Origin of the sequence: Micromonospora noduli (genome assembly GCF_003264365.1) — a bacterium.
Taxonomy (GTDB): domain Bacteria; phylum Actinomycetota; class Actinomycetes; order Mycobacteriales; family Micromonosporaceae; genus Micromonospora; species Micromonospora noduli.
The window spans coordinates 20954-46184 of the sequence record NZ_PYAK01000048.1 but is presented as its reverse complement, the minus strand read 5'-3'; the positions used below and the strand labels follow the sequence as shown (position 1 = coordinate 46184).

The 25231-nt window shown below is 69.9% G+C and carries 24 protein-coding genes and 1 pseudogene; 21 read left to right on the top strand and 4 right to left on the bottom strand.

Annotated elements, in window-relative coordinates; genetic code table 11:
• Both GUI43_RS26170 and GUI43_RS26165 read left to right on the top strand, forming a co-directional pair.
• The coding region (locus tag GUI43_RS26170; RefSeq protein ID WP_146765960.1) for an MFS transporter at positions 1-834 on the top strand (834 nt) is incomplete at its 5' end.
• Positions 786-1637: a menaquinone biosynthetic enzyme MqnA/MqnD family protein gene (locus GUI43_RS26165; RefSeq protein ID WP_112585664.1), complete on the top strand. Its 852-nt coding sequence runs from the start codon at positions 786-788 to the stop codon at positions 1635-1637. The genes GUI43_RS26170 and GUI43_RS26165, both read left to right, overlap by 49 nt.
• Positions 1638-1777: 140 nt before the next feature.
• On the opposite strand, the gene GUI43_RS26160 is transcribed toward GUI43_RS26165, so the two are convergent.
• Together GUI43_RS26160 and GUI43_RS26155 are read right to left on the bottom strand one after the other, a co-directional pair.
• A complete protein-coding gene (locus GUI43_RS26160; RefSeq protein ID WP_112700005.1) occupies positions 1778-2740 on the bottom strand; it encodes a serine hydrolase in 963 nt (320 codons plus the stop codon).
• A complete protein-coding gene (locus GUI43_RS26155) occupies positions 2740-3726 on the bottom strand; it encodes a serine hydrolase (RefSeq protein WP_112585668.1) in 987 nt (328 codons plus the stop codon). Before GUI43_RS26155 ends, GUI43_RS26160 begins: the two co-directional genes overlap by 1 nt.
• 371 nt (positions 3727-4097) lie before the next feature.
• On the opposite strand from GUI43_RS26155, the gene paaA reads away from it, so the two are divergent.
• The 6 genes from paaA to GUI43_RS26125 are packed head-to-tail and all read left to right on the top strand — an operon-like array spanning position 4098 to position 8246.
• A complete protein-coding gene (gene paaA / locus GUI43_RS26150; protein ID WP_112585670.1) occupies positions 4098-5174 on the top strand; it encodes a 1,2-phenylacetyl-CoA epoxidase subunit PaaA in 1077 nt (358 codons plus the stop codon).
• Positions 5171-5455, top strand: coding sequence for a 1,2-phenylacetyl-CoA epoxidase subunit PaaB (gene paaB / locus GUI43_RS26145; protein ID WP_091395615.1), 285 nt, complete (start codon positions 5171-5173; stop codon positions 5453-5455). The genes paaA and paaB overlap by 4 nt, the downstream gene beginning before the upstream one ends.
• 43 nt (positions 5456-5498) lie before the next feature.
• The gene (gene paaC, locus GUI43_RS26140) at positions 5499-6224 is read left to right on the top strand and encodes a 1,2-phenylacetyl-CoA epoxidase subunit PaaC (protein ID WP_112700004.1); all 726 of its coding nucleotides are present in this window, start codon (positions 5499-5501) and stop codon (positions 6222-6224) included.
• Positions 6225-6247: 23 nt separating this feature from the next.
• Positions 6248-6742 (top strand): 1,2-phenylacetyl-CoA epoxidase subunit PaaD, encoded by a 495-nt coding sequence (gene paaD, locus GUI43_RS26135; RefSeq protein WP_112605738.1) that lies wholly within the window; start codon positions 6248-6250, stop codon positions 6740-6742.
• Positions 6739-7848, top strand: a complete 1110-nt coding sequence (paaE, locus tag GUI43_RS26130; protein WP_112700003.1) for a 1,2-phenylacetyl-CoA epoxidase subunit PaaE — start codon at positions 6739-6741, stop codon at positions 7846-7848. Before paaD ends, paaE begins: the two co-directional genes overlap by 4 nt.
• Entirely contained in the window at positions 7845-8246 is a 402-nt protein-coding gene (locus GUI43_RS26125; protein WP_112605729.1) for a hypothetical protein, read from the top strand. Before paaE ends, GUI43_RS26125 begins: the two co-directional genes overlap by 4 nt.
• A 273-nt stretch (positions 8247-8519) precedes the next feature.
• On the opposite strand, the gene GUI43_RS26120 is transcribed toward GUI43_RS26125, so the two are convergent.
• The gene (locus tag GUI43_RS26120; RefSeq protein WP_112700002.1) at positions 8520-9047 is read right to left on the bottom strand and encodes a hypothetical protein; all 528 of its coding nucleotides are present in this window, start codon (positions 9045-9047) and stop codon (positions 8520-8522) included.
• A gap of 38 nt (positions 9048-9085) precedes the next feature.
• Entirely contained in the window at positions 9086-9481 is a 396-nt protein-coding gene (locus GUI43_RS26115; protein ID WP_112700001.1) for a hypothetical protein, read from the bottom strand.
• Positions 9482-9658: 177 nt separating this feature from the next.
• On the opposite strand from GUI43_RS26115, the gene mqnC reads away from it, so the two are divergent.
• The 13 genes and pseudogenes from mqnC (at position 9659) to nuoH (ending at position 25230) form a co-directional block, all read left to right on the top strand.
• On the top strand, positions 9659-10849 hold the full coding sequence (mqnC, locus tag GUI43_RS26110; protein WP_112585678.1) for a cyclic dehypoxanthinyl futalosine synthase: 1191 nt from the start codon (positions 9659-9661) through the stop codon (positions 10847-10849).
• A gap of 374 nt (positions 10850-11223) precedes the next feature.
• Positions 11224-12279 (top strand): annotated as a pseudogene (locus GUI43_RS35045) (cell wall anchor protein); the annotation flags it as partial.
• Positions 12280-13089: 810 nt separating this feature from the next.
• Complete coding sequence (locus GUI43_RS26100; RefSeq protein WP_091395591.1) at positions 13090-13800, top strand: demethylmenaquinone methyltransferase; 711 nt, start codon at positions 13090-13092, stop codon at positions 13798-13800.
• An 86-nt stretch (positions 13801-13886) separates the two neighbouring features.
• Positions 13887-14111, top strand: a complete 225-nt coding sequence (locus GUI43_RS26095) for a hypothetical protein (RefSeq protein ID WP_112700000.1) — start codon at positions 13887-13889, stop codon at positions 14109-14111.
• Positions 14112-14250: 139 nt separating this feature from the next.
• Complete coding sequence (locus tag GUI43_RS26090; RefSeq protein WP_112585680.1) at positions 14251-15528, top strand: geranylgeranyl reductase family protein; 1278 nt, start codon at positions 14251-14253, stop codon at positions 15526-15528.
• A gap of 135 nt (positions 15529-15663) precedes the next feature.
• Entirely contained in the window at positions 15664-16029 is a 366-nt protein-coding gene (locus tag GUI43_RS26085; RefSeq protein ID WP_007454588.1) for an NADH-quinone oxidoreductase subunit A, read from the top strand.
• 14 nt (positions 16030-16043) lie between these two features.
• Positions 16044-16721 (top strand): NuoB/complex I 20 kDa subunit family protein, encoded by a 678-nt coding sequence (locus GUI43_RS26080; protein WP_030486262.1) that lies wholly within the window; start codon positions 16044-16046, stop codon positions 16719-16721.
• Positions 16718-17455 carry an NADH-quinone oxidoreductase subunit C gene (locus GUI43_RS26075; RefSeq protein ID WP_112585682.1) on the top strand — a complete coding sequence of 246 codons (738 nt, stop codon included), beginning with the start codon at positions 16718-16720 and terminating at the stop codon, positions 17453-17455. Before GUI43_RS26080 ends, GUI43_RS26075 begins: the two co-directional genes overlap by 4 nt.
• A gap of 55 nt (positions 17456-17510) precedes the next feature.
• Complete coding sequence (locus GUI43_RS26070; protein WP_112585684.1) at positions 17511-18836, top strand: NADH-quinone oxidoreductase subunit D; 1326 nt, start codon at positions 17511-17513, stop codon at positions 18834-18836.
• Positions 18837-18888: 52 nt separating this feature from the next.
• The gene (gene nuoE / locus GUI43_RS26065) at positions 18889-20061 is read left to right on the top strand and encodes an NADH-quinone oxidoreductase subunit NuoE (RefSeq protein ID WP_112604000.1); all 1173 of its coding nucleotides are present in this window, start codon (positions 18889-18891) and stop codon (positions 20059-20061) included.
• Positions 20058-21374 (top strand): NADH-quinone oxidoreductase subunit NuoF, encoded by a 1317-nt coding sequence (gene nuoF, locus GUI43_RS26060; RefSeq protein ID WP_112585688.1) that lies wholly within the window; start codon positions 20058-20060, stop codon positions 21372-21374. Before nuoE ends, nuoF begins: the two co-directional genes overlap by 4 nt.
• On the top strand, positions 21374-23881 hold the full coding sequence (locus GUI43_RS26055; RefSeq protein WP_112585690.1) for an NADH-quinone oxidoreductase subunit G: 2508 nt from the start codon (positions 21374-21376) through the stop codon (positions 23879-23881). Before nuoF ends, GUI43_RS26055 begins: the two co-directional genes overlap by 1 nt.
• Positions 23878-25230 carry an NADH-quinone oxidoreductase subunit NuoH gene (gene nuoH / locus GUI43_RS26050; RefSeq protein ID WP_112585692.1) on the top strand — a complete coding sequence of 451 codons (1353 nt, stop codon included), beginning with the start codon at positions 23878-23880 and terminating at the stop codon, positions 25228-25230. Before GUI43_RS26055 ends, nuoH begins: the two co-directional genes overlap by 4 nt.
• Position 25231: the final 1 nt, after the last annotated feature.

Here is a 25231-nt window from a genome sequence, read left to right as displayed (position 1 = left end):
CCCGCCGCCGTGAGCAGCGACGCCGCCGCCAGCCAGGCCGCCGCCAGCCAGGCCGCCGCCAGCCCGGCTGCCGCCGCGAACCGCCCGGCCGTCTCGGGCGGCGTGGCAACCCCCGGGGGTACGGAGATCGGCTGGCGGCTGCGCCGCGATCCGTTGATGCTCGTCATGGTGGTGAGCACCGCCGTGGTGATCGCGGCGATCGGCGGCATCAACGTGATCGAGGTCTTCTTCATCCGGGAGACGTTGGAGGGCTCGGCGACCACGTACGGCCTGGTCAGTGCCGCATGGATGGCCGGCATGCTGCCGGGGACCTGGCTCGCCGTACGACTTGCCAGGCGGCTCGACGACGACGCCGGGTTGGTACGCGGGGTGCTGGCCACTCTGGCCGTGTGCAGCCTGATGGTGTTGCTCGCGTCGACGGTGCCGGCGGCAGGTGTGTTGGTGCCGCTCTGGCTGGTGGGTGGTGCGGCCAACGGTGGCGAGAACGTCTTCGCGAACCTGCTCACCGCTCGGCGGGTGCCGGAGGCGATGCGCGCCCGGGCGTACGCCAGCTACGGCGCGGCGGTGCAGGGTGGCTCGATGGCGGGCTTCCTGATCGGCGGGGCGTTGCTCGCGGTCGTTCCGCCTCGGCCGCTGATCGCCGGTGCCGGTGTGGTCGGGCTGCTGGTGGTGCTGGTCTTCGTGCCGTTCGTGACCCGGGCGGTACGACGGTCGTCAAGTGCGGGCTTGGCCACTCCGGGCCGGCCCGCCGAGCCGGAGCCAGCCGCCGGGGATACGGTCGGGCCATGGCTGAGCGCATCGCACGCCCGCGGGTCGGGCACATCCAGTTCCTGAACTGCCTGCCGATCTACTGGGGTCTGATGCGCTCCGGTGCCCTGCTCGACGTCGACCTGCACAAGGACTCGCCGGACCGGTTGAGCGCGGCGCTGGTCGCCGGTGACCTCGACATCGGCCCGATCACGCTGTTGGAGTACCTGAAGCACGCCGACGAACTGCTGCTCCTGCCGGACCTGGCGGTGGGCAGCGACGGGCCGGTGCTCTCGGTCAACATGGTCTCCACCCGTCCCCTCGGCGAGTTGGACGGCGCCCGGGTGGCGCTCGGCTCGACCTCGCGGACCGGGGTCATGCTGGCTCAGCTGCTGCTCGCCGAGCAGTACAACGTGCGGCCCGAGTACTTCCGCTGCCCGCCGGATCTGACCCAGATGCTGCTGGAGGCTGACGCCGCCGTGCTGATCGGGGACGTGGCGCTGCGGGCGTACTACGAGGCACCGCAGAAGGGCCTCACGGTCACCGACCTCGGGCAGGCGTGGCGGGAGTGGACCGGGCTTCCGATGGTCTTCGCCGTCTGGGCGGTCCGCCGCGACTTCGCCGCCGCCCACCCGGGTCTGGTCAAGGAGGTTCACGAGGCATTCCTGCGCTCGCGGGATCTCTGCCTGGCGGAGTTGGACCAGGTCGCCGAGGCGGCTGCCCGCTGGGAGACCTTCGACGCGGAGACCCTGGCCACGTACTTCCGGACCCTCGACTTCTCCCTCGGCGACCGGCAGGTCGCGGGGCTGCGCGAGTGGGCCCGACGGGCCGCCGCCATCGGCGAGGCCCCGGCGCTGCCGGACGGCGGCCCGGAGTTCTTCGCCGGCTGACCGCCGGCCGCCGGGCCGTCACTACGCCGGCCCGTCACTACGCCGGCCCGTCACTACGCCGGCCCGTCACTACGCCGGGTCGGCACAATCCAGGCCCGCCAAAACCTCGGGCCAGAGCGGCCGGCGGCGGCCTGAGGGGCTCAGGTGCCGGGGCGGAGCAGTGCCTCGGTGATCTTCTCGCAGTTCTTCATGCCGTAGTCGTAGCCCATGTTGATCGGGTACTTGACCATCACGCCCATCGTCCAGGTGTCACCGATGGCCAGGCAGTTGATGTGCATCTCCTGCTCCCTGGTCCGGTCGATCCACCCGTTCTTGATGGCGATCTTCTTCTGCTCGGCCGCCGGGAAGGCCTTGCGGATACCGAAGTCGCCGGCACCGCGAACCAGCTTCATCTCGTTGAGCAGCCATTTGGTCCACTTCGGCCCGGCGGCGGTGCCGGTGACGATGCAGTTGCCCATCCGGGCGGTGTCCCGGGGGGAGAGCGCCGTCCGGCTCCAGCCGCGGTCGGGGGCGACGCTGCTGTCGGTCAGCTTGCACATGGAGATGAGCCGCTTGATCGAGGCGTCCCGGTCGACCTGGTTGTAGAACTGTTCGGCCCGGGTGTTGTCGCTGTCCCGGATGATCCGCGTCGCGTCGGCGAGCTTGGCGTCGCTCGGGGTCTGGCCGGCGTCGGCGGCGCGACGCAGGTAGTCGGCAACGATCCAGGCCTTGATCATCGAGGCCGTCGTGCTGGTTTCGCCCATGTTCTTCGAACCGATGATCTTTCCGGTTCGGCGGTCGAGGACGCTCCAGGAGTACCAGCCCTTGATGTCCAGATCGAGGTTCTTCGCCATGAAGGGCAGCGGCTCCAGCGACGGGCTGGGGCTCGGTGACGGCGAGGAGGGCTGGCGGGCGCTGCGGTCGGTGCCGGCGCCGGTGGGGCGGTCGCTGGTGCCGGAGCCCGCGTCGCCCCACTTGGCCGCGGCGGACGACTCGAACGGCGACCCGGGCAGCAGCCGTAGCGACACCAGGACCAGCCCGATCAGGATGACCGCGACGGCGATCAGTCGAATCGGGGAGGCCTCGCCGCCGTTGCGGCGCTCGCCCCGACGGTTGCCGGCCATCAGAGCTTCCCGACCGGCTGCTGCGGCACCTTGAGGGCGGCGCCCGGCTGCGGGGTGACCAGTTGGGTGGCCACACTGGCGCAAACCTTCGCGCCGTAGTCCAGACCGGTCCTGATCGGGTAGCGCAGCATCACCGCGAGACTCCACTTGCTGGTGACGGCGAGGCAGTTGACGTGCCAGTTGCCGTCGCCGTAGATGGGGGTCCAGCCGTTCTTCATGCTGACCGGCCCCTGAGCGGTGATCGACTTGGGTAGACCGTCGATGATCCCCCAGCGGCCACCACCGGACGAGGTCCGCTGGTCCTTGGCCGCGGTGGTGCCCTTGACCTTGCTCATCTGGTCCAGCACCCACTTGGTCCATTTCGGGCCGGCGGCCTTACCGTCGGCGATGCAGTCGCCGACCCGGGCCGCGTCGCGGGGGGACATCCGGGTGAAGCTCCAGTAGCCGGTGTACGGCTTGACGTTGCCGCGCTTGGTGTCGGTCAGCCCGCAAATCTTGATCGCTCGTTGGATCACCGCGTCGGGGACGCTGCTCGACGAGGGCTTGTAGGAGCCACCCGCAGCAGCGTGGATCTTGTTGGCCGCTCCGTCGTTGCTGTCGACGATGGCGAGTCGGGCCATCTCCTTCATCGCTGCGGGCGGCTCCTTGTCGCCGAGCTGCCGCAGGTAGTCGGAGACGATCCACGCCTTGATCATCGATTCGGTGGAGCTGGTCGCTGTCATGTTCGGCGACCCGGAGATCTTGCCCGTCTTCCGGTCCAGCAGAGCCCACGAGAAGAACTCACCCTTGAAGCTCACCGACACCGGGCCGGCGGCCAGGGTGGGCGGCGGTGGTGGGGTGGGCGCGGGCGCGGCGACGCTCGACGTACCTCCTCCGCCGCCTCCGCCGCTGTCGCTGGCGAGCCGGGCGTACGCGGTGGGGACCAGTAGGACGCCGCCGAGCACGACCGCCGTGATGGCGAGCACCAGGGTCACGCGAGATCGCATGAGTGGGTGAACTCCAGGTGTCAGGGCCGGGGGGACCGGCTTGTCGTCGGGACGAATCGGGTGCGATCGCCGAGGCCGGGGGAGGTGGCCTCTGTGGAGATGTCGATGTCGGCAGCCGATCGGTTGTCCGGCAGAAGTCTACGTCCGGACCGGCAGACCGCCAGGGTTCGACACTAGGCAACCTGCGATAAAGACGGGATATGAGGTCGGTATGAGGTTTTTGCAGGGATTCACCTTTGTTTCGTGGCCTAGGTCACGGCAACACGACGGTGTCCAAGTAGCGCAAAGCACTCATCCGCTCACAGATGGGATGCCCGGATTCCTGTTACACCCCCTGGTGCAACGTGGCGCAAGCTGTAACACTTAGCCTCATGTATGGCAACGACTTCTCCGCCCCGGACGGCGCCACCGACGAGGCGCCCGGCGGCCTGCTGGGCGAGGTCGAGGCCGCCGAGGCCGAGCTGCGGGCAGCGGCGGCGCGCGGGCGGCGTGGCGGGCCCGCGCCGGACGAGGACCTGGCGGCGTACTTCGCCGAGGTGGTCGACGCCGAGCAGAAGATCGAGCCCCGCGACTGGATGCCCGACGCGTACCGGCGGACGCTGATCCGGCAGATCGCCCAGCACGCCCACTCCGAGATCATTGGCATGCAGCCGGAGGGCAACTGGATCAGTCGGGCGCCGTCGCTCAAGCGCAAGGCGATCCTGCTGGCCAAGGTGCAGGACGAGGCGGGTCACGGCCTCTACCTCTACGCCGCCGCCGAGACCCTCGGCATCAGCCGCGACGAGCTGGTCCAACTGCTGCTCGACGGTCGCCAGAAGTACAGCTCGATCTTCAACTACCCCACCCTGAGCTGGGCCGACGTGGGCGCCATCGGGTGGTTGGTGGACGGCGCGGCGATCGTCAACCAGGTCCCGCTCTGCCGCTGCTCGTACGGCCCGTACGCCCGCGCGATGATCCGGGTCTGCAAGGAGGAGTCGTTCCACCAGCGGCAGGGCTACGAGATCCTGCACACCCTGGCACACGGCACCCCCGCGCAGCAGGCGATGGCCCAGGACGCCGTGGACCGTTGGTGGTACCCGTCGCTGGCCATGTTCGGTCCGCCGGACGGCGACTCCACGCACTCCGCCCAGTCGATGGCCTGGAAGATCAAGCGCTTCTCGAACGACGATCTGCGCCAACGCTTCGTCGACATGTGCGTCCAGCAGGCCGAGATCCTCGGGCTGCGCATCCCCGACGCGGACCTGCGCTGGAACGACGAGCGGCAGGCGTACGACTACACCCAGCCGGACTATGACGAGCTGATGCAGGTGATCTCCGGCAACGGGCCGTGCAACCGGGAGCGGATGGCCCACCGCCGGGCCGCGCACGCCGACGGCACCTGGGTACGCGAGGCCGCCGCGGCATACGCCGCGAAGCGGGCGGGACAGAAGGAGACGGTCGCAGCATGACGCAACACACCCCGCTCTGGGAGGTCTTCGTGCGGGCGCGGCGCGGGCTGTCGCACACGCACGTCGGCAGCCTGCACGCCCCCGATGCCGAGCTTGCCCTGCGCAACGCCCGCGACCTCTACACCCGTCGCCAGGAGGGCGTGTCGATCTGGGTGGTGCCGGCCGGTGCGATCACCGCGTCCAGCCCGGACGAGAAGGACGCCTTCTTCGACCCGGCCGCCGACAAGGTCTACCGCCATCCCACCTTCTACGAGGTGCCGGACGGGGTGGCCCACCTGTGAACGAGCGGAGCGAACGAACCAGGCAGCGCAGCGAGGTGACGGCGTGAACGGACCCTTCGACTTCACCCTCGCTCTCGCCGACGACGCGTTGATCGCGGCCCAGCGGCTGGCCGAGTGGACCACCCGCGCGCCGGAGATGGAAGAGGACATCGCGCTGGCCAACATCGCCCTCGACCAGCTCGGCGCGGCGCGCCTGCTGCTGTCGTACGCGGGCGAGCTGGAGGGCGCCGGCCGTGACGAGGACGCGCTGGCGTACCTGCGCGACGACCGCGAGTTCCGCAACGCGCTAGTGGTCGAGCTGCCCAACGACGACTTCGCGGCGACGATGGCGAAGCTGTTCTTCCTGGCGGCGTACCAACTGCCGTTGTACACGGCGCTGGCCGGCTGCGCGGACGAGCGGTTGGCCGCGATCGGCGCGAAGGCGCGCAAGGAGTCGGCGTACCACCTGGACCATGGCGCGCTGTGGGTGAAGCGGCTCGGTGACGGCACCGAGGAGTCGCATCGTCGGATGCAGGCGGCCGTCGACCAGGTGTGGCCGTACACCCACGAGTTGTTCGCCGCGGACCCGGCGGCGCCGGTCGACCCGGCCACAGTGCGGCCGGCGTTCGACGAGGTCGTCGGCCCGGTGCTGGCCGAGGCGACGCTCACCCAGCCGGACAGTGCCTGGGCCCCGGCCGGTGGGCGGGCCGGTGTGCACACCGAGCACCTGGCCTACCTGCTCGCCGAGATGCAGGTGCTGCACCGCGCCCACCCCGGAGCGAAGTGGTGAGCGCGAGGAGCGCTAGCCCCACGATCGCGAACGGCACCGGCAGGGCGAGCGCACGGGAAGCCGCCGCGAGCGTGGTGGACCCGGAGATCCGGGTCATCACCATCGACGAGCTGGGCATCCTGCGGGCGGTCGAGGAGGATCCGGCCAGCGGGCGGGTCACCGTCACCATCACCCCGACCTACACCGGCTGCCCGGCGATGGACGTGATCCGGGCCGACATCCGCCGCGCGCTCACCGCCGCCGGCCACCCGGACGCGGAGGTCCGGACCGTCTACAGCCCACCGTGGAGCACCGACTGGATCTCCGAGGGTGGGCGGGCCAAGCTCGCCGCCGCCGGGATCGCCCCGCCGGCCCCGGTGCGCACCGCCGGCGTCGTGTCGCTGACGCTCGCGGTCCGCTGCCCACAGTGCGGTTCACCGGAGACCGAGCAGGTCAGCCGGTTCGGCTCCACCGCGTGCAAGGCGCTGTGGCGGTGCCGTTCCTGCTCCGAACCCTTCGACCACCTGAAGGCGCTGTGACTGTCACCATCACCCGCCCGGTTCGCCGCCGGCCGGTCTTCCACCCGTTGTCCGTCGCCGCCGTCGACCGGCTCACCGACGATTCCGTGGCGGTTACCTTCGCCGTACCCGAGGAACTGCGGGAGACCTTCGCGTTCCGCGCCGGTCAGCACCTCACCGTGCGGCGAGCCGCGGAGGACGGCACTGACGTGCGCCGGTCGTACTCGATCTGCTCCACCCCGGACGACCTGGCCCGGCACGGCCGGTTGCGGATCGGGGTGCGGGAGATCCCCGGCGGCGCCTTCTCGGCGTTCGCGTGCGGGGCGCTGCGCGGTGGCGACACCGTCGAGGTGCTGCCGCCGCTGGGCACCTTCACCACGGCGTTCGCGCCGGACCGGGTGCGACACTACGGCGCTGTCGTCGCCGGCTCCGGCATCACGCCGGTGCTCGGGCTGGTCGCGACCGCCCTGGCCGTCGAGCCGGCCAGCACCTTCACCCTGGTGTACGGCAACCGCACGGCGAACAGTGTGATGTTCGCCGAGGAGTTGGCCGACCTGAAGGACCGTCACCCCACCCGGCTGCACCTGGTGCACGTCCTCTCCCGGGAACAGGGCGAGTCGCCGCTGCTCTCCGGTCGGATCGACGCCGAGCGGCTGGGCCGGTTGCTGGGCACCATCGTGCCGGGCGACCTGATCGAGGAGTGGTTCCTCTGCGGCCCGTACGGCATGGTGGTCGACGTCCGGGACGTGCTGACCGCACGCGGGCTGTCCGAGTCGGCGGTGCACACCGAGCTGTTCCACGTCGACACGCCACCGGAGCCGGTGCGCCGACCCGTCGACCAGGCGGGCGCCGGGGCCGAGGTGACCATCGTGCTGGACGGCCGGTCGTCGAGCTTCACGATGGGTCGCGAGGAACGGGTGCTGGACGCCGCGCTGAAGGTGCGGGGTGAGCTGCCGTACGCCTGCAAGGGTGGCGTCTGCTCGACCTGCAAGGCGAAGGTCGTCGACGGCGCGGTCACGATGGCCCGCAACTACGCGTTGGAGCCCGACGAGCTGGCCGCCGGCTACGTGCTGACCTGCCAGTCCAGCCCGACCACCGACAAGCTCACCGTCGACTACGACGCATGACGACGCCGAACGACCGGGAGTTTGTCGAGCGGTTCGCCGAGGTCACCGGGGGTCGGCTTCCGACCAGCTACGCGGAGGGGTGGGAGCAGTTCGTCGGGTTCTGTGAGGAGGGCTATCACGACATTCTCGACGAGTACTGGTTCGACCTCAGCATTCGCGACGCCATCGAGAGGATGCTGAACGACCCACGGTTGTTTGGCTTTCCGCAGATGGGGTGGGTCCGGGAGCGGATCGAGGCGGCGGACGAGCGGTTCCGGGCGGTGCTCTCCGAGCAGCCGATGCCGTGGGGCTCCGAGGGGTCGTGGTGGCAGGCGCACGTGCCGGCGTGGGCGGGGCCGGAGTTCGCGGCGGAGCTGCGGGACACCTACGGCATACACGTCGAGGTACGCGAGAGCTGAGTAAGCCCGACGTCAGTCGTTGGGGCGGACGTGCGCGGTCCAGTAGCTGCCGTCGGAGCGGTGCTTGTCGCATGCCATCGGAGCGCACCTCCGGATGAACGGACGCGCTTCGGAGGGCCGGATGGGGCGCGAAAGTTGGAGCGGCCCAATTCCTTGTCCGTCAGTGACGGACAGAGGTAACCTGGCAACTGCCAGGGGCAGTAGCTCCTTGGAAGTGGACCCGGCAGCCTTCCGGACGGTGGGTGAGCCGGGTTTCGCGTTTCCTGCGCCTCGTCAAACCTGCCGCGACTCTCTGATGATGCGCTGCACGGAGGCCTTCCATCGGCCGCCCTTGGCCCAGCACCACGCCAGTGCGTCCGGAATGGCCAGCAGGCACTCCTCGCGGGCTCTCAGTTGGTCGTAACGCAGGTTGCCGGACGTCCCCGACTTTCTCACCTGCTCGAAGAGCAGTCGCTGGTCGGCTTGGAATGTCGAGTCATCACGCTCCAGGACGAGGCGTGCAGCGTTTATCTTCGCTGCGTGCTCCACGAGCTCGATGAGGCAGGCTTCGCGTGCCACCCTGGGGTCACGGTGCCTTCTCGCATCGAAGATCATCGCGTGGGCGGACAGCGTCACGACAGCAGCGATGATCTGCCGGCGTCGGTCGTCTTTCTCCTTGTGAAAGTGGATGCGGCGCTGACCCGGCAGAATCAGGTCCCGAATGGTCCGGCGTGCGGCAGCGAGGTCCGCCGGTAGTACAACTGCGGCCGCGACGAGAAGCCCTCGCTCCTTGGTCTCGTCCACGAAGACGTGCGCGTTCATGCGCGTGGACCCTTCCTGTGGCGGCCAAGGTGCCCGATTCAGGCGTTGACGATGTCCCGGATTCGATCCAGCCTCTGTTGAGGCGTCAGCGGTTCGAGGTGCTTGGTGCCGATGGCGCCGAGTTCTGCCCGAACGTCGCAGTTGTCAGGCTGAAGCACGGCGTCGATCACCCGTGCCCGGGGCCCGCCGTCTCGAATGTAGATCCACACCGTCTGTGACTGGCGGGGCTCGGTGTTGAGTTCCGCGTCGAGCCGTTCTTGAGGAAAGAAGCCGAGGCCGGTCGCTCTGAGCCGGTCGGCGATCTCCACCAGGACCCAACGGCCTAGCTTTCGGTAGCCCAACTCGTCCCGTAACTCACCGAGGGTGGCTTCCGTTAGCCCGCCGTCGGCTCGACACCGGGAGGCAATGCCCGGAGCGGTATCCAATTCGCTCATATCGCACCCTTCCGTAAGCCGAGGCCGCGAAGAAGATGTTCGTGTTCAGAGACACACCTTGTCAAGCATTCTCGTATAACTTATATATGATCTTGAAATATGATGAGTGTCCTGTCGTGGTCACATCCACATCCCCGGAACGAGGGGTGGGTCGGGGGCCGACGTAGGCTCGGGGGTGTGACGGTGAGCCGGGAGATCGACGACATCCTGCAGCGCGGCGCGGACGGCGGGCGGATCACGCCCGAGGAGGCGCTGCTGCTCTACACCGAGGCGCCCTTCCACGCGTTGGGCGAGGCGGCGGACGCGGTGCGTCGGCGACGCTACCCGGACAACGTCGTCACCTACCTGATCGACCGCAACATCAACTACACGAACGTCTGCGTGACGGCGTGCAAGTTCTGCGCGTTCTACCGGGCGCCCAAGCACAAGGAAGGGTGGACCCACCCGACCGAGGAGATCCTCCGCCGGTGCGGCGAGGCGGTCGAGCTGGGCGCCACCCAGGTGATGCTCCAGGGCGGGCACCACCCGGACTACGGCGTGGAGTACTACGAGGAGCTTTTCTCCTCGGTCAAGCAGGCGTACCCGCAGCTGGTCATCCACTCGATCGGCCCCAGCGAGATCCTGCACATGGCCAAGGTCTCCGGGGTGAGCCTGGACGAGGCCATCGCCCGGATCAAGACCGCCGGCCTGGACTCGATCGCCGGCGCCGGCGCGGAGATGCTGCCCGAGCGGCCCCGTAAGGCCATCGCCCCCCTCAAGGAGTCGGGCGAACGCTGGTTGGAGGTCATGGAGCTGGCCCACCGGCAGGGCATCGAGTCGACAGCCACCATGATGATGGGCACCGGCGAGACGCACGCCGAGCGGATCGAGCACCTGCGCATGATCCGTGACGTGCAGGACCGCACCCGCGGTTTCCGGTCCTTCATCCCGTGGACGTACCAGCCGGAGAACAACCACCTCAAGGGCCGCACCCAGGCGACCACCTTGGAATACCTGCGCCTGGTCGCGGTGGCCCGGCTCTTCTTCGAGACCGTGCCGCACCTGCAGGCGTCCTGGTTGACCACCGGCAAGGACGTCGGACAGCTCTCGCTGCACATGGGCGTGGACGACCTCGGCTCGATCATGCTGGAGGAGAACGTCATCTCCTCGGCCGGCGCCCGGCACCGCTCCAACCTTCACGAGCTGATCGGCATGATCCGCTCCGCGGACCGGATCCCGGCGCAGCGCGACACCCTCTACAACCGGCTCGCCGTGCACCACACGCCGGCCGACGACCCGACCGACGAGCGGGTGGTCTCGCACTTCTCCTCGATCGCACTGCCCGGCGGTGGCGCGGGGAAGTCCCTGCCCCTGGTGGACGTCAGCTGACTGTCGACACCCGGCCGTTCGGCTGATCGACGCTCATGCTCCCGCCGGATCACCCCGGCGGTACGGGTGGTCCCCGCCGCCGCAGCGTCAGCCTGTCCGGTATGGGGCTGGTGGAGATGATCGTCGGCGGCTAGCGTCCCGGCTCATATTCGTCACCATCGTCGACCGACGAGTCTGTCCTCCATCGGCCCGCTGCGGGTCGTTCATATAACGCACGGCAGTACGGGCGGGATGGGTGACCATCCCGCCCGTACTGTCTGCGCAGCTCGGGCCGGACGGATGAAAACGGCTCCGCCTGCTGGCGTGGAAGATCGGCCTCCGATAACGTCCGCTCGTTCCGCAACCATTCTTTCTTCCCTACCCCCGGGGGACTGATGACAGCGTTCCACCGCTCGACGCTGGTGCGCGCCAGTGTCGTGGCGCTGCTCGCGGCCGGCGGCATCGCCGCCGTGGCCGCTCCGGTGCTGGCGGCCGAGGAGGCCGATCTGGCCCTGGTGCCGCTCAGCTACAACCTGGCCAAGGGTGTGACGGAGGCCAAGAGCAAGCCGTTCAAGTTCTCGGTCGACAACACCCGGAGCAAGGAAGACGCCAAGGGTGTCAGTTACACGGTGGACACCAGCAAGCTGAAGACGAACAAGGTCCGGGTCGTGGTGCCCGACGGCTGCCGGGTGAACGGCAAGAAGTTCACCTGCCGCCTCGGCGACCTGGCCGCCGGCACCAGCGAGGACTTCGGTATCCCGATCTTCTCCACCGGTGGTAAGGGCGCCGCCGGCACTCTGGTGGTCACCATCCGCTCGGCCACCGAGGACCCCAACGAGGAAGACAACAAGGTCGAGCACGACATCACCGTCACCGAGCCCGGCTACGACCTGACCAGTTGGGTGCAGGACGTCAACGCGAACGTCGTGGTGAACGGCGTCAACGGCGACGACCCCGACCTTCGGCCGGTGCGGCCGGGCGAGACGGTGCCGGTCGACTGGGCGGTCTACAACGACGGCAGCCGTAAGGCCACCGGCCTCGCCTACGTGCTGACCCTGCCGGCGGGCGTCACCTTCGACACCCTGCCGGACACGTGCACCACGCAGACCTTCGGCGTCACTCAGGCGCTCTGCCAGGACGACGGCGCGGTGATCCGTCCCGGTGACTACTACACGGCGGACATCAAGGTGACCGTCGGCACTGACGTCACCGAGCCGGTGCTGCGGGTCGGCGAGCTGGTGGCGCACGGCCTGGACGTGGCAGCCGGCAAGCCCGAGGAGCAGCCGCGGCGGGCCAGCACCGCCCAGCGGAAGGCCTTCACCGAGATCGACGAAGGTGACAACCAGGCGATCTTCGACGTCTTCGTCGACCTGGCCGTCGACCCGACGCCGACGCCCACGCCGACGGTCACCCCGTCGGGGTCGCCGACGCCGACGCCGACGGTCACTCCGACGCCGACGGTCACCCCGACCGAGACGCCGACCCCGACGCCGACGGTCACCCCGACCGAGACGCCGACCCCGACGGAGACGCCGACCCCGACGGAGACGCCGACCCCGACGGAGACGCCGACCCCGACGGAGACGCCGACGCCGACGGAGACGCCGACGGAGACGCCGACCCCGACCGAGACGCCGACCCCGACCGAGACGCCGACGCCGACGGTCACCCCGACCGAGACGCCGACCCCGACGCCGACGGTCACTCCGACGGAGACGCCCACGGCTACGCCGACCCCGACCGCAACGGAGACGCCGACGGTCACGCCGACCGCGACGGTCACCCCGACCGCGACGCCGCCGGTCACCCCGACCGCGACGGCCACGCCGACGCCGATCCCCAGCGGTACGACGAGGCCGGACACGACGGTCTCGCCGGGTGCCGGTGGCGGCTCCGCCGGTGGTGGCTCGGGCGGTGGCGGCCTGCCGGTTACCGGTGTGCAGGTCGGCCTCATCGGTGGCATCGGCGTGATCATCCTGCTGGTGGGTGGGGCGCTGCTGGTGCTCACCCGTCGCCGCAAGGTGGTCCTGGTCTCGCCGACCGACGAGAAGTCGACCGACTGACACAGGTGCCCTGACCAGCGGCGCGCAGGCGAGGCGCGACCGCGACGGGTGCGATGGTGACAGGCGTTCTGACCGAGGTGTCACGGTCGCGGGCACGACGCGAGGGCGGGGTGGGCGACCACCCCGCCCTTTCGCGTACGGGCTACGTGCCGCCCACCCAGCGAACGTCGGTTGGCGGGCGGCTGGCAGAGTGAGGGGGTGAGCCGTACCCCGCAGGGCCAGCGCGCCAGTCTGGACAAGCAGCCGCACGAGGTCGCCGCGATGTTCGACGGCGTGGCAGAGCGTTACGACCTGACCAACACGGTGATCTCGCTGGGCCAGGATCGCTCCTGGCGCCGGTCCACCCGGGCGGCGCTCGGGCTGCGGCCGGGCGAGCGGGTGCTGGACGTGGGTGCGGGCACCGGCGTCTCGACGCGCGAGCTGGCCCAGTCCGGGGCGTACGCGGTCGGGGTCGACCTGTCACTCGGGATGCTGCACACCGGCAAGCGGGCCCGGCCCGAGGTGCCGCTGCTGGCGGGAGACGCGCTGCGGCTGCCGTTCGCCGACGCCAGCTTCGACGCGGTGACCATCTCCTTTGCGCTGCGCAACGTCAACGACACCGACGCGGCGTTGCGTGAGCTGGCCCGGGTGACCCGGCCGGGCGGCCGGCTGGTGGTCTGCGAGTTCAGCACCCCGGTCAACCCGGTCTTCCGGACGGTCTACCTGTCGTACCTGATGCGGTCGCTGCCGGCGGTGGCCCGCACGGTGTCGAGCAATCCCGAGGCGTACGTCTATCTCGCCGAGTCGGTCCGGGCCTGGCCGGCGCAGTCCGCGCTGGCCGGCCGGGTGGCCGCGGCCGGGTGGGGACGCGTGGCGTGGCGCAACCTGACCGGTGGCGTGGTGGCCCTGCACCGGGGGATCCGCGAGTAGCCGGCGACCGGTACGGACAGCACGGACATTATTCAGGTTTCGTGAATATCGGTCTTTAGTCCACTTTGCCCCGTACGCTCGATCGCATGACCGGAGCAGACCCGGCGGACCCGGCGGCCGCCACCGACGACGACGCGGCCGAACTCATCTCCCAGTTGCGCGAGTTGGCCGGGGCCGACCCGGTGGAGGTTCGGCAGGTGGTCGCCGAGGTGTTGGCGGCACTGGACCGGGCGGCGGGTGGGGCCCTCCGCGAGCATCTACCGGAGACAATTCGGGTCGATGCGGGCCTGGACGCCTCCAGCCCGGCCTGACACCTGACCGCTGTGGACGGTGATGAGGTGTCACATCGGCGAGTTAGGTACCCCTGATCCTGCGCTGGTATGACGCCGGTCATACACTCGTCCCGTCTGGCTTGTGAAGCATTTCACGAGCGTGCGGGAGGAGGCGCGAATGACCGCGGTGGAACACGACGCCGACGTCATTGTCGTGGGCGCCGGTCCCGGTGGGTCAGCGACTGCGTACCACCTGGCCCGGCACGGCGTACGGGTGCTGTTGTTGGAGAAGACCGAGTTCCCCCGGGAGAAGGTCTGCGGCGACGGGTTGACCCCGCGCGCGGTGCGCCAGCTCATCCGGATGGGTGTGGACACCTCGCCCGAGGCGGGCTGGCTGCACAACCGCGGCCTGCGGGTCATCGGCGGCGGGGTGCGCCTCGAACTGGACTGGCCGGAGCTGGCCAGCTTCCCCAACTACGGTCTGGTGCGCACGCGCCTGGACTTCGACGACCTGCTCGCCCAGCGGGCGGTGGCCGCCGGCGCGAAACTGCGGACCAGCGTCAACGTGCTGGGCCCGGTGCTCGACGGCGACGGCCGCGTCACCGGCGTCGAGGCGGAGGTCGGGCCGGGCAAGGAGCCCACCACCTTCCACGCCCCGCTGGTCGTCGCGGCGGACGGCGTCTCCGGCCGATTCCCGCTCGCGCTGGGGCTGGCCAAGCGGGAGGACCGGCCGATCGGTGTGGCCGTCCGCCGCTACTACCGCTCGCCGGCCAAGCACGAGGACAACTACCTGGAGTCCTGGCTGGAGCTGCGCAGCAAGGACAGCGGCGACAACCTGCTGCCCGGGTACGGCTGGATCTTCGGCCTCGGTGACGGGCGGGTCAACGTCGGGCTCGGCGTGCTCAACTCGTCCTCGGCGTTCGGCAAGACCAACTACCGCCGGCTGCTCACCGACTGGCTCGCCAACACCCCGGAAGACTGGGGGATGACCGACGAGACCAACGCCGACGGCCCGATCCTCGGTGCCGCGCTGCCGATGGGCTTCAACCGGGTGCCCCACTACACCCGGGGCGTGCTGCTGGTCGGCGACTCGGGCGGCATGGTCAACCCGTTCAACGGTGAGGGCATCGCGTACGCGATGGAGTCCGGCGAACTGGCCGCTGAGGTCATGGTTCAGGCCCTCGCCCGCCCGGCCGGCCCGGAACGCGAGCGCGCGCTGCTGGCGTACCCGAACGAGCTGAAGGCCCGGCTCGGCGGCTACTACCGACTGGGCGGCATCTTCGTGAAACTGATCGGCCGCCCCGAGATCATGCGGATCGCCACCAAACACGGCATGCCGCACCCGACGCTGATGCGTTTCGTGCTCAAGCTGTTGGCCAACCTGACCGACCCGCGCGGCGGGGATGCGATGGATCGGGTCATCAACGCGATGACGAAGGCCGCCCCAGCCGTATAAGTAGGACGGCATCGGCGCTGGTCACGGCGCCGATGCCGACAAAGATCGACCCCCGCCGACTGCCACTGCGAGGGACGTGAATAGTGTGATTTTCGTCAAGCACCGAGGGCAGGGAAGGACGAGCAGGAGAAAACGATGTCGCTCTCGCCTTACGCACCGATCATCGGGCTGTTCGCCCTCGCCGCGGCGTTCTCGCTGTTTTCCGTTGGCGCCGCCCGCTTCGCCGGTCCCCGTCGCTACAACAAGGCCAAACTCGAGGCTTACGAGTGCGGCATCGAGCCCAGCCCGCAGCCGGTCGGCGGCGGGCGGTTCCCGATCAAGTTCTACCTGACGGCGATGCTCTTCATCGTCTTCGACATCGAGATCATCTTCCTCTACCCCTGGGCGGTCTCGTTCGACGCTCTGCCGATCTTCGGCTTCGTGGAGATGGTCCTGTTCATCGTCGCGGTCTTCGTTGCGTACGCCTACGTGTGGCGGCGCGGCGGCCTGGACTGGGACTGAGGAAGGAACGTCAGATGGGCATCGAGGAGAAGCTTCCCGCCGGCGTCCTGCTCACCTCGGTGGAGAAGCTGGTCAACTGGTCTCGGAAGTCGTCCGTGTGGGGCGCCACCTTCGGCCTGGCCTGCTGCGCCATCGAGATGATGGCCGCCGGTGGTCCGCACTACGACATGGGCCGCTGGGGCATGGAGGTCTTCCGGGCGTCGCCCCGGCAGGCCGACCTGATGATCGTGGCTGGCCGGGTGAGTCAGAAGATGGCCCCGGTGCTGCGCCAGATCTACGACCAGATGGCCGAGCCGCGCTGGGTGCTCTCGATGGGCGTCTGCGCCAGCAGCGGCGGCATGTTCAACAACTACGCGATCGTGCAGGGCGTCGACCACGTGGTGCCGGTCGACATGTACCTGCCGGGCTGCCCGCCCCGGCCGGAGATGCTCATCGACGCGATCCTCAAGCTCCGCGAGAAGATCATGTATGAGCCGCTGGGCCCGAACGGCCGCAAGATGCTGGCGGCCCGCCAGGAGCGCGGCGACGTTCCGGTCGTGCCCTACGGCTCGATGCCCTCCTCGTACCGCAGCGACAAGGCCCGGCGTGCCGAGTGGACCCGGGCGGTCCGCGAGGGCCGCGAGGAGCAGCTGCGCATCGAGAACTGGATGAACGCTCAGAACCACCTCCACCCGCAGGCAGGCCCGAAATGACGTCACCCACGGACAAGCCAAACGACGGCGGAGTGCCGCTGCCGGTGGTGCCGGCTGGCGCCACCAGTGGTGCCCCCGCCGAGTACCCGCCGGCCAGCCCGGCGGGTCGCGGGATGTTCGGCAACCAGGGCACCGGCGACGTGTCCGGCTACGGCGGCCTGGTCCGCCAGCGCCAGCCCATCGAGGAGGCGTCCCGGCCGTACGGGGGCTACTTCGACGAGGTCCGCGACGCGCTGGAGGAGGCGTACCCGGCCTTCAACGACGCGATCGAGAAGGTCGTGGTCGACCGGGGTGAGCTGACCCTGCACGTACGCCCGGAGCGGATCGCCGAGGTGTGCCAGGTGATGCGGGACGACCTGGCGCTGCGGTTCGAGCTGTGCTCCTCGGTGTCCGGTGCGGACTACCTCGGCGCCGACGAGCGCCGGTTGCACGTGGTCTACCTGCTCACCTCGATGACGTACCGGCGGCGGGTCCGGCTGGAGGCCGCGGTCTCCGTCGAGGCCCCGCACCTGCCCAGCGTGACCGCCATCTACCCGACGGCGGACTGGCAGGAGCGCGAGGCGTACGACATGTTCGGCATCGTCTTCGACGGCCACCCCAACCTGACCCGGATCCTCATGCCGGACGACTGGGAGGGCCACCCGCAGCGCAAGGACTACCCGCTCGGCGGCGTCCCCGTCGAGTACAAGGGCGCGGAGATCCAGCCGCCGAACGAGCGGAGGTCGTACCAGTGAGCGCGAGGAGTGCAGCGGAGCGGAGCCCCGCAGTCGCGATCGGAGGGCCGGCACTGTGACGACGTCGAACTACGCCAGCGAGCGCGAAACCGACGAGGGTCGGGTCTTCACCGTCACCGGTGGGGACTGGGACACGATCGTCTCGGGCACCGACCCGATCAACGATGAGCGGATCGTGGTCAACATGGGTCCGCAGCACCCGTCCACGCACGGGGTGCTGCGGCTGATCCTGGAGTTGGAGGGCGAGACGGTCCGCGAGGCCCGCTCGGTCATCGGCTACCTGCACACCGGCATCGAGAAGAACCTCGAATACCGCAACTGGGTCCAGGGTTCGACGTTCGTGACCCGGATGGACTACCTCGCCCCGATCTTCAACGAGACGGCGTACGCCCTCGCGGTCGAGAAGCTGCTCGGCATCACCGACGACATCACCGAGCGGGCCACCACGATCCGCGTGCTGATGATGGAGCTCAACCGGATCTCGTCGCACCTGGTCTGGTTGGCCACCACCGGCATGGAGCTGGGCGCGATCTCGATCATGCTTTACGGCTTCCGCGAGCGGGAGTACATCCTCGACATCTTCGAGACCATCACCGGCCTGCGGATGAACCACGCGTACGTGCGGCCGGGCGGTGTGGCGCAGGACGTGCCGGACGAGGCGATCGTCAAGATCCGCGAGTTCCTCAAGATGATGCCGAAGAAGCTCAAGGAGTACGAGGACCTCCTCTCCGGCCAGCCGATCTGGACCGAGCGGACGAAGAACGTCGCGGTGCTGGACGTCACCGGCTGCGTGGCCCTCGGCATCACCGGTCCGGTGCTGCGCTCCGCCGGCCTCGCCTGGGACCTGCGCAAGACCATGCCGTACTGCGGCTACGAGACGTACGAGTTCGACGTTCCGACCCACCCCGACGGCGACGTGTGGGGTCGCTACCAGGTCCGGCTCGCCGAGATCCGGGAGTCGATGAAGCTGGTCGAGCAAGCGCTGGACCGGCTCCGTCCGGGCCCGGTGATGGTCGCCGACCGCAAGATCGCCTGGCCGGCGCAGCTCGCCATCGGCGTGGACGGCATGGGCAACTCGCTGGAGCACGTCGCGAAGATCATGGGTCAGTCGATGGAGTCGCTGATCCACCACTTCAAGCTGGTGACCGAGGGCTTCCGGGTCCCGCCCGGCCAGGTGTACGTCGCCATCGAGGCGCCCCGCGGCGAGCTGGGCGTCCACGCGGTCTCCGACGGTGGCACCCGGCCCTACCGGGTGCACTACCGGGAGCCGAGCTTCGTCAACCTGCAGGCCCTCCCGGCGATGGCCGAGGGCGGTCTGATCGCCGACGTGATCGCCGGCGGCGCCTCGTTGGACCCGGTCATGGGCGGGTGTGACAGGTGAGTGCGAGGAGTGAGCTTGCGAGCCCCGCAGTCGCGAACGGAAGGCGGCTCTGATGACGACGACTTTCACTGACGAGACCCGGGAGCGGGCGCGCGAGATCATCGCCCGTTACCCGGCGGACCGGTCCCGCTCGGCGTTGCTGCCGCTGCTGCACCTGGTGCAGGCCGAAGAGGGGTACGTCTCCCCGGCCGGGGTCGCGTTCTGCGCCGAGGTGCTGGGGCTGAACAAGGCCCAGGTCGGCGCGGTGGCCACCTTCTACACGATGTACAAGCGCAAGCCGACCGGTGACTTCCTGGTCAGCGTCTGCACCAACACCATGTGCAACGTGCTCGGCGGCCAGGAGGTCTACGACACCCTCGCCGAGCACCTGGGCGTCGGGCACGACGAGACCACAGCGGACGGCACGATCACGCTGGAGCACGCCGAGTGCCTGGCGGCGTGCGACTACGGCCCGGTGATGACCGTCAATTACGACTTCTTCGACGGCGTGGACGCCTCCACCGCTGTCGGTGTGGTCGACGAGCTGCGGGCCGGCGGTCGGCCGATGCCGACCCGGGGTGCGCGGCTCTGCACGCTCAAGGAGATGGCGGTGCAGCTCGCCGGTTTCGCCGACGAGCGCGACGGCGCGGTCGCCGACGGCGGGCCGGGGGAGCCCACCCTGCGCGGGCTGCGGCTGGCCCAGCAGCACGGCGTCTCGGTGCCGGGCTTCGACCCGAACACCCCGATCCGCAGCAAGGCCGAGGCCGACAAGGCCGCCGCCGAGGCGAAGGCGAAGGCGGAGGCCGCCAAGCCGGCGCCCGTCGAGGCCAGCACGGCGCCGGTCAAGGGTGGCGACGGCGCATCCGCTCCGACGGGGGCGGCCGGGGTCGCCGAGCCGGCGAAGCCGGAGGCCGCCAGTGGCAGCACCACCCGGGACGTCAAGGCACCGGACGACAAGTCGCCGCAGGTGCGTACCGCCGAGACCCGGCAGCCGGACGCGGGCACGTCGGTGCCGGATGCCCCTGGCACGAAGGTCCCGGCGGACGGCACCGGTACCGCGCCTCAGGCTGGCGACGCGCGGGCGGCCGAGGCCGCCGGCGTGGCGGCCAACGCGCCGGCCGGCGACGGCAAGCCCGCCGGCGACGAGGCCGGGGCGCAGGAGCGCAACCTCACCGAAGCGAAGGCTGGGACGGACGCCGACGGCGCCGGCCCGGCGGACGCGAACGAAACGGGGGCCCAGAAGTGACCACTCCCCGCCCGGAGACGCTGGCCAAGCTGACGCCGGTGCTGACCAAGCGCTGGCTGTCGCCGGACGCCTGGCGCATCGGCACGTACGAGCAGCTGGACGGCTACGCCGCGCTGCGCAAGGCGCTCAAGGCGCACCCGGACGACCTGATCCAGCTGATCAAGGACTCCGGGCTGCGGGGCCGAGGTGGCGCCGGCTTCCCCACCGGCCTCAAGTGGGGCTTCATCCCGCAGGGCGACGGCAAGCCGCACTACCTGGTGGTCAACGCCGACGAGGGCGAGCCGGGCACCTGCAAGGACCTGCCGCTGATGACCCACGACCCGCACGCGCTGGTCGAGGGCGTCATCATCGCGTCGTACGCGATCCGGGCCGCCCGCGCCTACATCTACATCCGGGGCGAGGCGGTGCACGCCGCGCGTCGGCTGCGCAACGCGGTCCAGGAGGCGTACGACAAGGGTTACCTGGGCCGGAACATCCTGCGCAGTGGCTACGACCTGGAGCTGGTGGTGCACTCCGGCGCCGGGGCGTACATCTGCGGCGAGGAGACGGCGCTGCTGGACTCCCTGGAGGGGTTCCGGGGTCAGCCCCGGCTGCGCCCGCCGTTCCCGGCCACCCACGGCCTGTACGCGAGCCCGACGGTGGTGAACAACGTCGGCACCATCGCCAGCGTGCCGCCGATCGTGCTCGGTGGGGCCGACTGGTGGAAGAGCATGGGCACCGAGAAGTCCTCCGGGCCGATGATCTACTCGCTGTCCGGCCGGGTCGCCAACCCGGGCCAGTACGAGTGCTCGATGGGTGTCACGCTGCGCGAGCTGCTGGAACTGGCCGGTGGCATGCAGCCCGGCCACAACCTGCGGTTCTGGACCCCGGGCGGCTCGTCCACCCCGCTGCTCGCCGCTGAGCACCTGGACGTGCCACTGGACTTCGAGGGGGTGGCGGCGGCCGGCTCGATCCTGGGCACCACGGCCACCCAGATCTTCTCCGACCAGGACTGCCCGGTCTACGCGACGTACCGGTGGTTGGAGTTCTACCACCACGAGTCGTGCGGCAAGTGCACCCCGTGCCGTGAGGGCAACTACTGGATGGTCCGGGTCTACCGGCGGATCCTCGCCGGTCAGGGCACCCACGAAGACCTGGACACCCTGCTGGACACCTGCGACAACATCCTCGGCCGCTCGTTCTGCGGTCTGGGTGACGGCGCGACCAGCTCGGTGACCTCCTCGCTGCAGTACTTCAAGCAGGACTACCTCGACTACATCGAGGGTCGGACCGCACCCAAGCTGTCGGAGAAGACCCTGGTAGGGGCGCACTGATGACCGACGTAGCCAAGCAGACCGAGACTGTCACCCTCACCATCGACGACGTCGAGGTCACCGCCCCCAAGGGGACGCTGCTGATCCGGGTCGCCGAGCAGATGGGCACCGAGATCCCCCGGTTCTGCGACCACCCGCTGCTGGCCCCGGCCGGCGCGTGCCGGCAGTGCCTGGTCGAGGTGGAGGGCCAGCGCAAGCCGGTCGCCTCCTGCACCCAGGCCGTCGCCGACGGCATGGTCGTGCGTACCCAGATCACCTCCCCGGTGGCCAAGAAGGCGCAGGAGGGGGTGATGGAGCTGCTGCTGCTCAACCACCCGCTGGACTGCCCGATGTGTGACAAGGGCGGCGAGTGCCCGCTCCAGAACCAGGCGATGTCCACCGGCCGCACCGACTCGCGCTTCCACGAGCACAAGCGGGAGTACGAGAAGCCGATGGCGATCAGCAGCCAGGTGCTGCTGGACCGCGAGCGTTGCGTGCTCTGCCAGCGGTGCACCCGGTTCTCCGAGGAGATCGCGGGCGACAAGTTCATCGACCTGATGGGCCGGTCGTCCGCCGAGGAGATCAACATCTACCGGGACGACGCCTACGGCGAAGAGGGCGACGCCGGCGACGTTCCGTTCAACTCCTACTTCTCCGGCAACACCGTGCAGATCTGCCCGGTGGGTGCGCTGACCGGTGCCCAGTACCGTTTCCGCGCCCGCCCGTTCGACCTGGTCTCCAGCCCGAGCGTCTGCGAGCACTGCTCGGCCGGCTGCGGGCAGCGCACCGACTGGCGGCGTGGCAAGGTGCTGCGCCGGTTGGCCGGCGACGAGCCGGCGGTGAACGAGGAGTGGAACTGCGACAAGGGTCGCTGGGGCTTCCAGTACACCCGGGCCGCCGACCGGCTGACCACTCCGCTGGTCCGCGACGAGCACACCGGTGAGCTGCGCGAGGCGTCCTGGAGTGAGGCGCTCACAGTTGCCGCCGAAGGGCTGCACATCGCCCGGGAGAGCGGGCAGGGCACTGCGGTGCTCACCGGCGGTCGGCTGACCGTCGAGGACGCGTACGCCTACGCCAAGTTCGCCCGGGTCGCGTTGAACACCAACGACATCGACTTCCGGGCCCGCCCGGTCTCCCGCGAGGAGGCCGACTTCCTGGCCAGCTCGGTCGCCGGGGTCACCGACGTCACCTACACCGACGTGGAGAACGCGCCGGCGGTGGTGCTGGTGGGCCTGGAGCCCGAGGAGGAGTGCCCGATCCTCTTCCTGCGGCTGCGCAAGGCGTACCTGAAGAAGACCCTGACGGTGTACGCGCTGGCGCCCTTCGCCACCCGCGGCCTGGAGAAGCTCGGTGCCAAGCTGGCGCGGGTGGTGCCGGGCGAGGAGGCCAGCGTGCTCGCCGAGCACGCCACGGTCAGCGAGGCGCTCAGCGCACCGGGCGCGATCCTGATCGTCGGCGAGCGGTTGGCCACCGTGCCGGGTGGGCTCTCCGCGGCGGCCGACGTGGCCCGGCGTACCGGCGCGAAGCTGGCCTGGGTGCCGCGGCGCGCGGGTGACCGTGGCGCTGTCGACGCGGGCTGCCTGCCCAACCTGCTCCCCGGTGGACGCCTGGTCACCGAGCCGGCCGCCCGGGCCGAGCTGGGTGAGGCGTGGGACATCCCGGCCGGGGTGATCCCGAGCCAGGCCGGGCGGGACACCGACGGCATCCTGACCGCGGCCGCCAACGGGCAGCTCGGCGCGCTGGTCGTCGGTGGTGTCGACCCGGCCGACCTGGCCGACCCGCGACTTGCCGAGTCCGCTCTGGACGCGGTGCCGTTCCTGGTCAGCCTCGAGCTGCGCGCCAGCGCGGTGACCCGGCGGGCCAACGTGGTGCTTCCGGTCGCCCCGGTGGCCGAGAAGGCCGGAAGCTTCCTGGACTGGGAGGGCCGGCTGCGCCCGTTCGAGGCGGTGCTGAACACCGCCGCGATGACCGACGGTCGGGTGCTCGACGCGCTGGCCGCGCTGCTCGACGTACGCCTCGGCACGGCCGACGTGCTCAGCGTGCGCCGTGAGCTGGGCACGTTGCCGGCGACGCGGCTGTCCCGGCCGGCCGCGCCGTCGGTCGCACCGGGCCGGGTGCCGCAGCCGAACGCCGGGGAGGCCGTGCTGGCCACCTGGCACCAGCTGGTGGACCTCGGCACCCTGACCGAGGGCGACGAGAACCTCGCCGGCACCGCCCGTCCGCCGGTGGTCCGGCTGGGTAAGGGCACCGCCGAGGCGCTCGGTGTGGTCGACGGTGACGCGGTCACTGTCGGCACCGACCGAGGGGCGCTGACCCTGCCGGCGGAACTCACCGAGATGCCGGACGGCGTGGTCTGGCTGCCGACCAACTCACCCGGCTCGACCGTGCGGCGCAGCCTCGGGGCGACGTCCGGCGCGGTCGTCCGGATCTCCGTCCCCGCACCGAGTACGGCCATCCCGGCCGGACGCGTGGCGGCCGACGAGACCGGTCTCCCGGGTCCGCTCCTCAACTCCGGGGGTAACCAGTGAGTCCGATCTACCTGGCCCAGGATCCGACGCTGGCCGACTTCGGCCGGGATCCGTGGTGGCTGGTTCTCGGCAAGATTGTCTTCGCGTTCGCCTTCGGTCTGCTGGCCACCCTGCTCGGCGTCTGGTTCGAACGGCGCGTGGTCGGTTACATGCAGGTGCGGCCCGGCCCCAACCAGGTCGGCCCGTTCGGCCTGCTGCAGACCCTCGCCGACGGCCTGAAGATGGCCTTCAAGGAGGACATCCTGCCGAAGGCGGCCGACAAGGTCGTCTACTTCTTCGCCCCGACCATCTCGGTGATCTGCGCGGTCACCGCCCTGTCGGTGGTGCCGTTCGGCCCGATGGTGAGCATCTTCGGTCACCACACGCCGTTGCAGGTCACCGACGTGCCGGTGGCGGTGCTGCTGCTGCTCGCCTGTTCCTCGATGGGCGTCTACGGCATCGTGCTGGGCGGCTGGGCCTCCGGCTCGACGTACCCGCTGCTGGGTGGTCTCCGGTCGAGTGCCCAGATGATCTCCTACGAGGTCGCCATGGGGCTCAGCATCGTGGCGGTCTTCATGACCGCCGGCACGATGAGCACCAGCGGGATCGTCGCCGCTCAGGGCGACGGCACGCAGCTGACCGTCTTCGGCCAGACCATCCCGGCACCGGGTTGGTACGCGATCCTGCTGCTGCCGAGCTTCATCATCTTCTTCATCGCCACTGTGGGTGAGACCAACCGCGCGCCGTTCGACCTGCCCGAGGCCGAGTCCGAGCTGGTCGCCGGCTTCATGACCGAGTACAGCTCGCTGAAGTTCGCGCTCTTCATGCTCAGCGAGTACGTCGCGATGGTGACGATGTCCGCGGTCACCACCACGCTGTTCCTGGGCGGTTGGCGGGCACCCTGGCCGATCACCATCTGGGAGGGCGCCAACTCCGGTTGGTGGCCGATGCTCTGGTTCTTCGGCAAGGTGATCGCCCTGGTCTTCGTGTTCGTGTGGTTGCGTGGCACGCTGCCCCGGCTGCGGTACGACCAGTTCATGCGGCTCGGTTGGAAGGTGCTGCTGCCGATCAACCTGGTCTGGATCCTGGTCCTGTCGGGCCTGCGCTCCATCGAGGACTGGGACACCCGCGGCAAGGTGATCGCCGTCGGCATCCCGGCCGGCATCCTGCTGATCGCCACGATCTTCTGGCCCAGCCGGAAGCCGAAGCCGAAGCCGACGACGCAGGAACAGGTCGACAACCGGCCGCACGGGAGCTTCCCGCTGCCACCGATGGATCTTCAGGTACCACCGAGCCCGCGCATCACGCGCGTGGTCGCCGAGCGGGAGCCGGCCAACATCGTTGCCGGCTCGGACTCCAGGGAGGTGTGAC

Bases quoted from the DNA above. Each gene is read 5' to 3' on its own strand.
- GUI43_RS26165 (WP_112585664.1), top strand. From the start codon at position 786: ATGGCTGAGCGCATCGCACGCCCGCGGGTCGGGCACATCCAGTTCCTG.
- GUI43_RS26160 (WP_112700005.1), bottom strand. From the start codon at position 2,740: ATGGCCGGCAACCGTCGGGGCGAGCGCCGCAACGGCGGCGAGGCCTCC.
- GUI43_RS26155 (WP_112585668.1), bottom strand. From the start codon at position 3,726: ATGCGATCTCGCGTGACCCTGGTGCTCGCCATCACGGCGGTCGTGCTC.
- paaA (WP_112585670.1), top strand. From the start codon at position 4,098: ATGTATGGCAACGACTTCTCCGCCCCGGACGGCGCCACCGACGAGGCG.
- paaB (WP_091395615.1), top strand. From the start codon at position 5,171: ATGACGCAACACACCCCGCTCTGGGAGGTCTTCGTGCGGGCGCGGCGC.
- GUI43_RS26125 (WP_112605729.1), top strand. From the start codon at position 7,845: ATGACGACGCCGAACGACCGGGAGTTTGTCGAGCGGTTCGCCGAGGTC.
- GUI43_RS26120 (WP_112700002.1), bottom strand. From the start codon at position 9,047: ATGAACGCGCACGTCTTCGTGGACGAGACCAAGGAGCGAGGGCTTCTC.
- GUI43_RS26115 (WP_112700001.1), bottom strand. From the start codon at position 9,481: ATGAGCGAATTGGATACCGCTCCGGGCATTGCCTCCCGGTGTCGAGCC.
- GUI43_RS26095 (WP_112700000.1), top strand. From the start codon at position 13,887: ATGACCGGAGCAGACCCGGCGGACCCGGCGGCCGCCACCGACGACGAC.
- GUI43_RS26090 (WP_112585680.1), top strand. From the start codon at position 14,251: ATGACCGCGGTGGAACACGACGCCGACGTCATTGTCGTGGGCGCCGGT.
- GUI43_RS26085 (WP_007454588.1), top strand. From the start codon at position 15,664: ATGTCGCTCTCGCCTTACGCACCGATCATCGGGCTGTTCGCCCTCGCC.
- GUI43_RS26080 (WP_030486262.1), top strand. From the start codon at position 16,044: ATGGGCATCGAGGAGAAGCTTCCCGCCGGCGTCCTGCTCACCTCGGTG.
- GUI43_RS26075 (WP_112585682.1), top strand. From the start codon at position 16,718: ATGACGTCACCCACGGACAAGCCAAACGACGGCGGAGTGCCGCTGCCG.
- nuoE (WP_112604000.1), top strand. From the start codon at position 18,889: ATGACGACGACTTTCACTGACGAGACCCGGGAGCGGGCGCGCGAGATC.
- GUI43_RS26055 (WP_112585690.1), top strand. From the start codon at position 21,374: ATGACCGACGTAGCCAAGCAGACCGAGACTGTCACCCTCACCATCGAC.